A 12,185-nucleotide genomic window follows, 5' to 3' on the forward strand; every position below is an offset into this window, starting at 1 on the left:
GTGAAGACAAGGGCTTACGTGAACGTTCAGCTAATCCCGGGAGACCTTGTTGCTGGTAACGAGAGAGCCATTTATAAGCCGTCTTCCGACTAATAGAGAATCGCCGTGCCAACTCAGAGATATTCGCCCCGGGTAAAGTGGCCAGAGTAACAAACTCTTCTTTTAAAGACATGATGGTAACCTCATTCCACGGCATATAACTCTCCTTAGTATGGAATAGTGATATGCCGATAATGGAACAACAAAACGTAAAAGCACCAGCGATTACGTTCTAAAAAGTGTTACCTATGTCCCTGAACACCTGTTACCTATGTCCCCAGTCCATACAGCGTTCGCTCTAACGCCCTTTGCTCGGCCACGTGCACCAACGTTAATTTATTCTCTGTACTGATAGTGGACGAAACTTTCGCCGTTATTCAGCTTAACCAACATCAACCTCATTACCCACTTTTTATTCGTCACTTACCTACTTTCTTCCTTTCTGATCTAAACCGTTTACTGACACTGACATAACGAATCTGAACACCTTGCTCGCCCGGCAAAACACCCAAAGTTGATCATTCTACATACCGTCCTAAACTTATTACATTGCACACTACATAAGTGAGAATGTCAGAAATGAGCCGAAAACTAACAGCCTTTGTGTTGACTGCACTAATCCCATTTGCATTAGCATCAATGCCTGCCATCGCAGATCCTCATGGAAACGGCAATGGGAATGGGAATGGGAAAGCTCATCAGCAAAACCATGGCCAAAAACAACATGGCAAAAGTCAGCATAAAGAGAACAACAAAGCCAAAGGAAACGCTCACACTAATAAAGGGCCAGGCAATACCGCAGCGACCTTTGATCAAGCCAGAGAATTGGCGGTACGTTACGGTTTTACCGGGTATTCATCGCTTCCTCCCGGTATCGCTAAAAATTTAGCAAGAGGTAAGCCCTTACCTCCTGGCATTGCTAAAAAAATGGTGCCAACCAATATGCTAAACGAATTACCTCATTATCCTGGCTATGAATGGTATGTCGTGGGTGACGATTTGGTGCTTGTGGCCGTCACTACGCTTATTGTTAATACCATTCTTCAAGGGGTCTTTAACTAACGTCAGATATAAAATATCTAATCATAAAAATTTCCGCCGATCCTTTTTATGATTTATATAACGATAAAGGGCAGCGCCATAACATGGCACTGCCCTTTCTACTATCCAGACTAATGCTTAAATCTTAGCGGTCGCCAAATATTTAGCCATCTCTTCGGCTGGCACCATGCCACCACCGGTCGCCCAAACCAAATGGGTCGCATTTTTCATTTTTTCTGCCGTCAGTTGCTTATCTGCCAAATACTCGGCATCTTGCTCCACCCTTGACGGCCCAGCCATACCGGCCAGCGCAGAAGGTTCCAACTGAATAGCTTCATCACGGTTCAGCAACCCTAGCAGATCGTACATTTCTTGATCGCTGATGGTGTAGTAACCATCCAACAGACGTTCCATCGCCCGACCAACAAAACCAGATGCCCGACCAACCGCCAGTCCATCCGCAGCCGTGACGTTATCAATACCGAGATCCTGTACCGCGATATTATCGTGCAGGCCGGTATGTACGCCTAGCAGCATACATGGCGAGTGGGTTGGTTCAGCAAAAAGGCAATGAACGTGATCGCCAAATGCCAGCTTCAGACCAAATGCCACACCCCCTGGGCCTCCACCAACGCCGCAAGGTAAATAGACAAACAGAGGATGTTGTTCATCCACCACAATATTCATTTGCTCAAACTGCTTCTTCAATCGACTACCGGCGACGGAATAACCGAGGAACAGTGTCTGAGAGTTTTCATCATCGATAAAGAAGCAGTTCGGATCTGACTCCGCTTCTTTACGACCTTGCGCTACGGCGACGCCATAATCTTGTTCATATTCCACGACATTCACGCCGTGGGAACGCAGCTTCTGCTTTTTCCACTCTCGGGCATCGGCAGACATATGCACACTCACGCTAAAGCCTAATTTAGCGCTCATAATACCGATAGACATGCCCAGATTACCGGTTGAACCTACCGCAATACTGTACTGGCTAAAAAACTGTCTGAACTCATCAGAAAAGAGTTTGCTGTAATCATCACTCTCTTGCAGTAAACCCGCCTCCAGCGCCAGCTTTTCCGCGTGGGTTAACACTTCATAAATTCCGCCCCGGGCTTTAATCGAACCGGAGATAGGCAGATGGCTGTCTTTTTTCAGCAGAATTTTACCGGCGATATCGACGCCATAACGTTGCTCCAGCGTTGTTTGCATTGCCGGAATAGCTACCACGTCAGACTCAATAATACCGTTGGTTGCCTGAGTTTCCGGGAATGCCTGACACAGGTAAGGAGCAAACCGTTCTAAACGCTGTTCAGCATCCTTAACGTTATCATGGTTCAAACCGACATAGGGAAGTCCCTCTTTTAACGTCGTGGCTTTAGGGTTAAACCAGGTCACTTCCTCTAAATCAATCAGCTTTTTAACCAGTGGAAAATCGGTCATTAGTGTCTGAATTTCTGTGTTTTTCATAATATGTCTCTTTTCGGTTAAACCACGCCGTTAAACCCGGCGTTTAAAAACATAGCGAAGCAATACGGCTAAACCATTCCGCTAAACAATGTAAGAAAGAAGGAAAGTACCCGCCAATGCGATAAGCGAGGCGATAAACGTTGCCGTGGTGTAATACTTAAACGTCTCGCTTAACGTTGCACCACAATATTGTTTCACCAGCCAGAACAGGGAGTCCGTGACAATGGTGCAGCCAATCGCGCCTGAACCAATGGCTAAGGTAATAATCTCAGGGCTGATCTCCGGATACATAGGGAGTAAAGGTGAAACGATGGCGGTAGCGCCCATCATCGCTACGGTGGCCGATCCCACTGCCGCATGAAGAATAATGGCAACTAACCAAGCCAGTAGAATCGGATGCATATCCAGGTTGGACAAAATAATAGCCAACCCATCACTTAAACCGCTGCCTTTTAAAATCCCGTTAAATGCGCCGCCCGCACCGATAATCAGCAAAATGTTAGCAATAGAACCAAAGCACTCTTCTGTTTTCACCAGTAAGGTACTCATGCCCATATTACGCTTAATGCCCAGTACGTAATAAGCCACAAAGGCCGCAATAAGCATGGCGGTAATCGGATTACCAATAAACTCCAGCACGGTATACAGCGCCGTACCCTTCGTCATATTGAGTTCCGCCGCCGTTTTAACCAGCATCAAAACGATAGGCAATAAAACGGTAAACAGCGTGGCGCCCAGAGACGGTAGATCTTCCTCTTTGCGCACTTCAATATCGGAAAATTCTGCCGGTACCGCTTTAAACGGCAGACGATTACCCAGCAGTTTAAGGAATAGTGGCCCACCAATCAGGGAAGCAAACAAACCGACAATCAGACCGTAAACAATCACCGAACCAATATCGGCACCCAGTTTATTGGTGACGTACAACGCAGCCGGATGTGGAGGCACAATGCAGTGAACCGCCATTAATGCGGTACACAAAGGAATCGCCAACTTTAATAGCGAGGTATTGGTTTTTTTGGCGATGGAGAAAGCCAGTGGAATCAATAAGACCACACCAACTTCAACAAACAAGGTAATCCCGCACACTAGCCCAACCAGTACCATAATGACGTCAGGGGAGAGCCAGCGACACTTTTGCAAAGTGATGCCAATACGCTCAGCGGCTCCGGATATCTCCATCATCTTACCCAGAATGGTGCCTAAACCAATCACCGCCGCCAGAAAACCAAGGGTACCGCCAATGCCGCCTTCAATGGCATTTACCATATCCAACGGGTTCATGCCCATCAGAGCACCAACGTAGAAACTCGCCAGTAACAGTGCCAAAAACGGATGAATCTTCATTTTCACAATAGTGAAAACAATCAATATAATACTTGTTAATAACGTACCAATTATCCAGAGTTGTGAGTCCATATCCGACCTCTTTTTATAAGCGTAAACCCTGCGACTATTGAATAAGAAAGGGTGATGCCTGACAAACGATAAAAACACGCCTTGGCATGAGCTAGATTGAATCAAAATGGTGATATGCGTCAAAAAATCACCTTATACTGCAATTTGAATCACATTAATTCATGCTAAAGGCCTATCGTCCTGCTTATGCAGATATACTAGGCAAACGCACATTATTGAGTGGGACCTATGTATACTGAAAACCACTATATCGTTGGCAATCGACGGCTAAACGGTTATCAACTCTCAAAACTTCACACTTTTGAGGCAGCCGCTCGCCATTGCTCTTTTGCACTCGCCGCCGATGAACTTTCTCTCAGCCCCAGTGCGGTCAGTCACCGGATTAACCATCTGGAAGAAGAACTAGGGTTTAAACTATTCCAGCGTTTTCATCGCAAAATTGAATTAACCGATGAAGGACAGCGGGTTTACTGGGCGTTAAAATCGTCCCTTGAGTATCTGAATCAGGAAATTCTGGAAATCAAGAATCAGGAACTTTCCGGTAGCCTGACCGTTTATTCCCGCCCTTCGATAGCCCAATGCTGGCTGGTTCCCAAACTGGCAGACTTCATCCGGCAATATCCCTCGATCAATCTGAACATTCTGACCGGTAACGAGAACGTTAATTTTCGCGGCTACGGTATCGATCTGGCAATCTACTTTGATGATAAGACCTCCAACAAACTGGCCTGTCAGCATTTGATGGATGAGTCGATGGTGCCGGTATGCAGCCCGGAATATGCCGAAAAATATCAGCTAATGGGGAATATTACCCACCTGAAACAGTGCACACTGCTGCACGACCGACAGGCCTGGAGTAATGATTCAGACACCGATGAGTGGAGTTCATGGGCCAAGCATTTCGATATCTCTCTGGATGCCGGCCAACACAATATGGGATTCGATCGCTCTGATTTAGCCATCATTGCCGCCATCAACCATGCTGGGGTAGCCATGGGGCGTAAAAAGCTGGTCAATAAGCGGTTAAACAATAATGAACTGGTGATGCCGTTTCCTGAAATGGAAGTGCAGTGCGCGCAACGCTATTATATTTCAACCCTACCGGAACGGCAGGATCCGAAAATTAATGCCTTTATTCAATGGCTGGAGTCCATGGCGGAAAAGCAGGAGTAATTAAACAGCTGCGCTTAATGACTCCTGACATCCCAACGCTCACGGTTAAGGCGCTTTATTTTCCATGATCTCAAACGTTTTCAATTCTGGCGTACTCTTTGGCGCAACTCGAACCGGATGATGAAGTTCATAACCTGATACTAGGCTGATTAACTCAGGCTCAGAAAACTCTCTTCCCAAAAACTCCAATGCCACAGGCTGAGGATTGTCGCCTGCTGTCATACCGGCGATAAATGAAACGGCAGGCAAGCCAGAAAATGAACTCAGACTGACATTTTTACGTCCTTCGGTGTTTTGACCAATGGGAACATTCAGTTCAGTAATCGTTGGATAAAGCACCGCATCATAACGAACGTTGCCATTCATTACTCGGTTCAACTGTGCTCGAATAAACCCCTGTCGCCCCTGAATATTTTTTCTATATACCGGATCGTCATACCGTTTATTCCCCAGCTTATTGTACAGCGTCAACCATTCTTCCGTTGTTGGAGCATAGCCTTTACTGGAAAATATCTGCTCGTAGCTTCTTATATGAGCATCCTTATCAGAAGGCCATTCCGTTAAATAATGGTTTAATCCTTCTTTTATTTCATAGCCAGCCAGACTTTTAAACCCCGAGAGAATTTCCTCCTGCTCAGGTAACACCACAATATCAATGGTTGCACCGGCGCTACGCATCGCTTTCAGGGCATTATCAATAACATCATGATACGGCTGATTGGTATCGATTTTCTCAGGGAACATTCCAGCAATTAAAGCAATTCTCGCGCCTTTCAGACCATCTCGAGCCAGCGCATCCCTAATTTGCTGCTTACGCTCAGGCGTGGACCACGCCTCGGTAAATTGCAGAATACGCGCACAGTCAGCGACTTTTCTGCACATGGGTCCAACGGTATCTTGAGTGATGGAAAGCGGGGCTACGCCACGTAAATCGGCCAATGCACGGCTGGGGCGGATGCCGGTCAGCCCAGCCACCGCAGCAGGGATTCGAATAGAACCACCGGTGTCGGTGCCCAATCCGACCATCGCCAAGCTGGCAGATACCGCTGAGCCAGTGCCACCAGAAGAACCACCGGGGCCGTTGGTCAGAATATAGGGATTTCGCGTCTGTCCCCCCGCAGAAGAGAGGCCTAACATCGCAATAGCAAACTCATCCAGATTGGCTTTAGCCAGAATAATCGCCCCTTCGTTGATCAAGTTATCAACTACTACGGCATTCGTTGGCGGGCGACTCTCTTTTAACGCTGAAGAGCCCAGCGAAGTCGGCATATCTTTGGTATTGATATTGTCCTTTACCACCACAGGAACACAGAATAATGCTTGATGCTTATCCTGCTGTTTATCCCGCTCTCTGGCCAGAGAAAGCGCCTTCGGATTAACCGTAATGATGCTATTAATATCAGGGCCGGTTTTATCAAAGGCATCGATACGTTTGAGATACCCTTTCACCACGTCTTCACAGGTTATTTCTTGTTGATTCAGAGCCTGATGTAAATCTTCAATAGTTGCTTCAGACCAGGTAAATGCCGCCACACCGGTTGAAAAACAACCCATAGCCAAGGCGCCAATTATCGTTAACGAGGGCTTATCCATAATCTTATCCATTCCTATACTCAATCAAAAGATGAGGACTGCCAGTCAGTAAAAACACCGACTGGCCGATATCACAGCACCAACTTCCACATCGCCATGCCCACCGTAATGGAAACCAGCAGCGAGAATACGCCCGGTAACCAAAATCGGTATTTCTGCGTGGAGCCTGTCGGATCAATTTCCTCGGCAAACAGCAGCGTCGGCTGAGCAGGAATAAAATAATTGACGTTGACTGCCTGAATCATGGCGGCCATAAAACCAGGAGGAACCCCCAAGCCAAGCGCCAATGGATAAATAATGGATATGATGGCGGTCTGAGACATCACAAAGGTCGCCACCACGCCACAAATAATCACGATAAACCAAGGCGCAACGGCAATCAGACTACCAACACTCTCTTGTAGCACCAGCGCATTATCCGGAGACTGGAAAATCGTTGCCCCCAGCCAGCCGGGCCCAAGCACGGCAATGGCGGCGCTGACGGCGGCAGTAAAGATTTGCGTTTTATAGATAACCGCCGGGGACTTTTTAGTGATAAAAATAATGGCTGCGGCAGCCAAGAACATGAAAATCTGCACGGTTGATGTTGCTGGCATAAAGACTTCTTTGCCATTCACCACATCCGGCGTAGTGAGCTTATGTAGCAGCGACTCATTGGTACCCAACAGCAAGATCAATGCCACGCTGGCCAGAAAAGCCAGTACCGACAACTTTTGCTGGCGGGTAAACACCGGCACCTCAGAATCAGCAAATTTATCATGCAGCATATCATCATCAATCTTTCCTTCCGCCAGACGTTGCTGATATACCGGATCCTTATCAAGTGGCTTACCGCGAAAAGACATAAAAATGCTTAAGGCCAGCGTTGAAATCAGCGCCGCCGGTAGAACAATCATCAGATACTGACCAAATGTATAGCCGCCGTAACCGTTCAAAAAGCCAAATGCCACAATGGCCGATGAAGCGGCAGGAGAACAAACCAACGCCATATTGGCTGTAGTAACACAGGCCACCAGCGGACGTTCAGGACGAATTCCTGCACGTAAGGCGGTACGCGCAATAATTGGCTCTAAAGACAGCGTGATATTGGCCGTTCCGATACCAAACACGAAACCAAAAATAATCAGCGGTGAAACAAACGTAATGGCCGACGGTTTCTTCTCGATCAGCTTACCTGCATAGTGCACCAAATAATCCAGACCGCCACTGGCCTCCAATAACCCCCCCGCAATACCAATGGCTAAAATAATCATGACCGGCACAACCGGTGCTTTACCTATTGGCACCTGAAACACAAAAATCATGATAAACAGGCCCAATATGGATAATATTCCTACCCCAAGGGCCCCACCGATCCGCAGGCCATAAATCACCAATACGGCCATCACCAGGACTTCCAGTATTAACATCAGCATATCTATTTATCCTCAAGATAGCGTTCCGTCAGGGCTGTCCAATAGGCACCGCCACGTAAAATCAGATCATCATTAAAGTCATAGTCCGGTTGATGGCAGTTTGGCGTTTTGCCGTTATTCAGCATGGCGTAGGCGCCCGGACACGCTTCCAGCATGTAAGCGAAATCCTCACTGTTCATATATGGTTGGAAAGAAGCTGGGCAGTCTTCTTCAGAAAAAACGCTGATGGCTGCTTCGCGCGCCAGATTGGCAGCAAATGCATCATTGATCACGGCAGGGGCAACGGCGTGATGCTCCACTTCAGCTTCCGCCCCAAAGGCGCGACACACGTCGGTGGCTATCCGTTGAATATTTTGCAGAATCATCGTTCTGACAACGTTATCCATAGAGCGAACGCTCAGCAAAAGCCGGGCAGTTTCAGGAATAATGTTATAGGAGCCTTCACGACCGGCAAGGAACGATGCCACGGTGACCACCGCCCGCTCTTTGGGTGCCGTATTGCGCGATACAATACTCTGGAGTGCCTGAACAACTGCTGAGCCGACTAACACCGGATCCACCGTGTTCTGGGGTTCTGCGCCATGGCCACCACAGCCTTTAATTGTGATGGTAATACGATCGGAAGAAGACAGGACCGCACCCGGCTGTACGTAAAACAGCTTATTATTTTCTGCATTCGGCATACTGTGCAACGCAAAAACATAATCACAGGGAAAACGCTCAAACAGACGATCCTTAATCATGGCGACGCTACCCCCTTGTCCTTCTTCAGCCGGCTGAAAAATAACATTGAGCGTCCCATTAAAGTTTTTACGCTTGGCCAATAGGCGAGCACCAGCCAATAGCATGGTGGTGTTACCGTCATGTCCACAAGAATGGCTGCTTCCTGGGATCGTACTGGCATAAGACAGCCCCGTTACCTCCTGCATAGGAAGCGCATCCATATCAGCGCGCAGACCAATGGTTTTAGTGCCTGACCCACATTTAAGTTGACCGACAACCCCGGTCTTACCGATACCGCGATGAACGTCATAGCCCCATTCGGTTAAATAGCGGGCAACAATATCGCTGGTGCGAACGGTATCAAAACCGATTTCCGGATGAGCATGTAGATCGTGGCGAATTTTTTTTAAATCGTCGAACCAATCGTCTAATTCCTGATACATATTATTTTCCTTATTTAAAATAAAAAGGTTATTTCCAATATTGACCATTCGTTATTTTTATCATTGGAATAAAACGCAATGTTATTTTTATTATCTCTTTCCTATAAGATGTTTTTTTCTTTTTGGATATAACTATTCCGTATCGGCAAAAAAAGAAAAAAGCAGACAAAAATCACAGTAACAGCATGATTTAAAATGAAATGATTAAATAACGTCGATATATCAGCCGTGAGGGGAATCACAGTTAGCTTATTTTAAAAGAATCATTGTGTGATATAAATCACGAATAAGTTAATAATATTATTATGTTGCGTCATTCGTTTATTTATTTAAGGTATTGTAGTCAACAGATCTGAGCTTTTTTCATTCTGAAGATATTTAACTGTATTTCCAATAATTATAAAAGGTATTAAATAATAATATCTAAAAGGAAAGTATCTGATGTCGGTAAAAATGAATCATCTTAAAGCATTTAAAGAAGTCGCTGAAAGAGGCAGTATTCGTGCCGCCAGCCGTTCGATGGGCATCTCTCAACCGGCACTTACCCGCAATATTAAAGATCTTGAAGACCAAATGGGCGTGTCGCTGATTGAACGCAGCTCAAGCGGTATCAGACTGACGGTGTATGGCGAGTATTTCCTCAATCATGCCAAATTGATTCTAAAAGAACTGGAGTTGGCTCAGGATGGCATACGACAACAATTACAAAAATTTAATGGTTCAGTCAGTATCGGTATGGGGGGAAGCATCGCCCTCAGCATTCTTCCTGAAGTAGCAGCCAGATTTAGACAAACCTACCCCGAAGCAAAACTGTATATTTATGAAGAACAGGTTGATGCATTACTGAATAGCTTGAGAAATGGAGAACTGGATTTTTGCATCAATACTGCCAATCCAGATATGCACAACGGCGAATTTGATTTTGAAGAACTACTGACCCTTAACTACGCCATTTTTGCCCGGCAGGAGCATCCCCTTTCTGGCGCCACCTCTCTTAATCAATTAAAAGATCAGCACTGGGTTCTGCCCATCACGCGTTCAGGATATCATCATAAAATTCTGGATATTCTCACCAAGAATGGACTGAATCCAGAAGTTCCCTTCTATATTAATCATGTCTCGGGCGCCGTTGAATTACTGAAAAAAACCGATTGTTTAAGTATTCTTTCGTATGACCTAAACCAATGCGCTCAAAGTGGGTTGTCCATTACGCCACTCAATATTGACCTTCGCCTTCCTGCCGCCACCTATTATATTCTTAGCAGAAAAAACAGCCCTCTTTTGCCTCTGGCACAGAAGTTGATCCATTTCTTTAGGCTGGAATGTGGTTCATCATCCCTTAAGGCTGTGCCTCTTATAGGTTGAGTTCTTCGCGCCATTGGCGCTTAAGTGCTGAAGGAGGGCTCAAAAAAAATGGCCGAAATCAAGTTAGTGGTAGGCCATATCAACTGGGTGAGTTATAAATTCAACAATAACTCCGCTCCCAAGTCTGTTCATCTCTACCATTTAAATAGATGGCCTATCATATTGAGAGACGAATAATATTCGTTGGCATCATGATGTTCGATTTTCAACGCTGATACCGACATAGATTTGCGTTAATCGTCGATTTTTCATAGCTCATAGCGCGAAACTCAACAACCACCCAACGACTCCGCTACTAATAACAACCAGCCACGGTGGGAGCTTCCAGAACATCAGCGCGACAAGAGCAACTAACGCCAAGCCAAAGTCTTGCGGTTGAAAGATGGCGCTAGTCCATACGGGGTAATAGAGAGCAGCCATCAATAGACCGACTACAGCAGCATTGATTCCGGCCAGAGCGGCTTGGATGCCTAGGTTGCAACGTAAACGTTCCCAAAATGGCAGTGCCCCAACAACCAGTAAAAATGAGGGAGTAAAGATAGCCAACAGACATACAATGCCGTTGACCCAGCCCGATAAGGCCGTATTCATGGAGGCACCAAGAAATGCGGAGAACGTGAACAAAGGACCGGGTACCGCTTGAGCAGCGCCGTATCCCGCGAGAAAAGCTTCATTACTGACCCAGCCAGAACGGACTACCTCGGCCTGCAGTAGTGGCAGCACAACATGACCACCGCCAAATACCAGCGATCCAGCACGATAGAAGGAATCCACCATCGCTATAGTTTGACTGGGTATGAGTTTAGTTAACACTGGCAGGCCAATCAGCAAAATAAAGAACAGCGAGAGCCAAAATACGCCAGCCCGGAGACTGACCGTAATAGGTAATGGGTCATGCTCAATAATTTGCGCGGGTTTGAACAATAACCAGCCTGCAATGCCTGCCATCACAATCACGCCGATCTGCCCCCATGCGGAAGGCACCAGTAAAACGACACAGGTAGCAATTGCCATAATGGTGACTCGCTTCCCATCCGTGCATAGGTTGCGGGCCATACCCCATACCGCTTGAGCAACCACGGCAACCGCCACCACTTTTAAGCCATGCAATGCGCCCTGCGAGACGTAATCACCATAGCTGGAAAGACCGAGCGCAAAAAGGATCAAGGCTATCGCAGACGGCAGCGTGAAACCCGCCCAAGCAGCCAGCGCCCCGCAATATCCCGCCCGAGACAGTCCTAAAGCTATACCGACCTGGCTACTGGCTGGCCCCGGCAGGAATTGGCAAAACGCCACTAAGTCCGCATAACTCCGCTCAGAAAGCCAGCGCCGCCGTATAACGAATTCAGCGTGGAAGTAGCCCAAATGTGCAATGGGCCCACCAAAAGAAGTCAATCCAAGCCGCAAAAAAACAAGAAATACCGACCATGGTCTACTGTCATTGATAGGGGAATTGGTCATACTTTTGCCTTCATGATTTGCGACGGATCGATCCATCACATAA

10 protein-coding genes are annotated in these 12,185 nt (G+C 46.7%); 3 read left to right on the top strand and 7 right to left on the bottom strand.

All coding sequences use genetic code 11. The features are described from left to right. A partial coding sequence (locus tag BMZ28_RS14925; RefSeq protein WP_139211646.1) for a helix-turn-helix domain-containing protein occupies nucleotides 1–196 on the bottom strand: 196 nt, incomplete at its 3' end. Nucleotides 197–618: 422 nt separating this feature from the next. On the opposite strand from BMZ28_RS14925, the gene BMZ28_RS14930 reads away from it, so the two are divergent. After that, a complete protein-coding gene (locus tag BMZ28_RS14930; RefSeq protein WP_074824423.1) occupies nucleotides 619–1,101 on the top strand; it encodes an anti-virulence regulator CigR family protein in 483 nt (160 codons plus the stop codon). Nucleotides 1,102–1,218: 117 nt separating this feature from the next. Here BMZ28_RS14930 and dsdA read toward each other — a convergent pair whose 3' ends face one another. Both dsdA and dsdX read right to left on the bottom strand, forming a co-directional pair. Beyond that, nucleotides 1,219–2,550 (bottom strand): D-serine ammonia-lyase, encoded by a 1,332-nt coding sequence (gene dsdA, locus BMZ28_RS14935; protein WP_074824425.1) that lies wholly within the window; start codon nucleotides 2,548–2,550, stop codon nucleotides 1,219–1,221. An 81-nt stretch (nucleotides 2,551–2,631) separates the two neighbouring features. Continuing rightward, nucleotides 2,632–3,969, bottom strand: coding sequence for a D-serine transporter DsdX (gene dsdX / locus BMZ28_RS14940; RefSeq protein WP_047779485.1), 1,338 nt, complete (start codon nucleotides 3,967–3,969; stop codon nucleotides 2,632–2,634). 228 nt (nucleotides 3,970–4,197) lie between these two features. On the opposite strand from dsdX, the gene dsdC reads away from it, so the two are divergent. Next, entirely contained in the window at nucleotides 4,198–5,142 is a 945-nt protein-coding gene (gene dsdC / locus BMZ28_RS14945; protein ID WP_074824427.1) for a DNA-binding transcriptional regulator DsdC, read from the top strand. Between the two features lie 45 nt (nucleotides 5,143–5,187). Here the strand turns inward: dsdC and BMZ28_RS14950 are convergent, their stop codons facing one another. The 3 genes from BMZ28_RS14950 to BMZ28_RS14960 all read right to left on the bottom strand — a co-directional run bounded on the left by BMZ28_RS14950 (nucleotide 5,188) and on the right by BMZ28_RS14960 (nucleotide 9,316). Continuing rightward, on the bottom strand, nucleotides 5,188–6,735 hold the full coding sequence (locus BMZ28_RS14950; RefSeq protein ID WP_164720424.1) for an amidase: 1,548 nt from the start codon (nucleotides 6,733–6,735) through the stop codon (nucleotides 5,188–5,190). Nucleotides 6,736–6,806: 71 nt separating this feature from the next. Further along, nucleotides 6,807–8,150 carry an anaerobic C4-dicarboxylate transporter family protein gene (locus BMZ28_RS14955; RefSeq protein ID WP_074824432.1) on the bottom strand — a complete coding sequence of 448 codons (1,344 nt, stop codon included), beginning with the start codon at nucleotides 8,148–8,150 and terminating at the stop codon, nucleotides 6,807–6,809. 2 nt (nucleotides 8,151–8,152) lie between these two features. Further along, nucleotides 8,153–9,316: a M20 aminoacylase family protein gene (locus BMZ28_RS14960; RefSeq protein ID WP_047779482.1), complete on the bottom strand. Its 1,164-nt coding sequence runs from the start codon at nucleotides 9,314–9,316 to the stop codon at nucleotides 8,153–8,155. A gap of 441 nt (nucleotides 9,317–9,757) precedes the next feature. Between BMZ28_RS14960 and BMZ28_RS14965 the strand changes: the two genes are divergently transcribed. Beyond that, on the top strand, nucleotides 9,758–10,681 hold the full coding sequence (locus BMZ28_RS14965) for a LysR substrate-binding domain-containing protein (RefSeq protein WP_074824434.1): 924 nt from the start codon (nucleotides 9,758–9,760) through the stop codon (nucleotides 10,679–10,681). A gap of 255 nt (nucleotides 10,682–10,936) precedes the next feature. On the opposite strand, the gene chrA is transcribed toward BMZ28_RS14965, so the two are convergent. Beyond that, complete coding sequence (gene chrA, locus BMZ28_RS14970; protein WP_074824437.1) at nucleotides 10,937–12,142, bottom strand: chromate efflux transporter; 1,206 nt, start codon at nucleotides 12,140–12,142, stop codon at nucleotides 10,937–10,939. Between the last annotated feature and the right edge of the window lie 43 nt (nucleotides 12,143–12,185).

The organism is Pragia fontium DSM 5563 = ATCC 49100, assembly GCF_900112475.1.
GTDB classification, from domain to species: domain Bacteria; phylum Pseudomonadota; class Gammaproteobacteria; order Enterobacterales; family Enterobacteriaceae; genus Pragia; species Pragia fontium.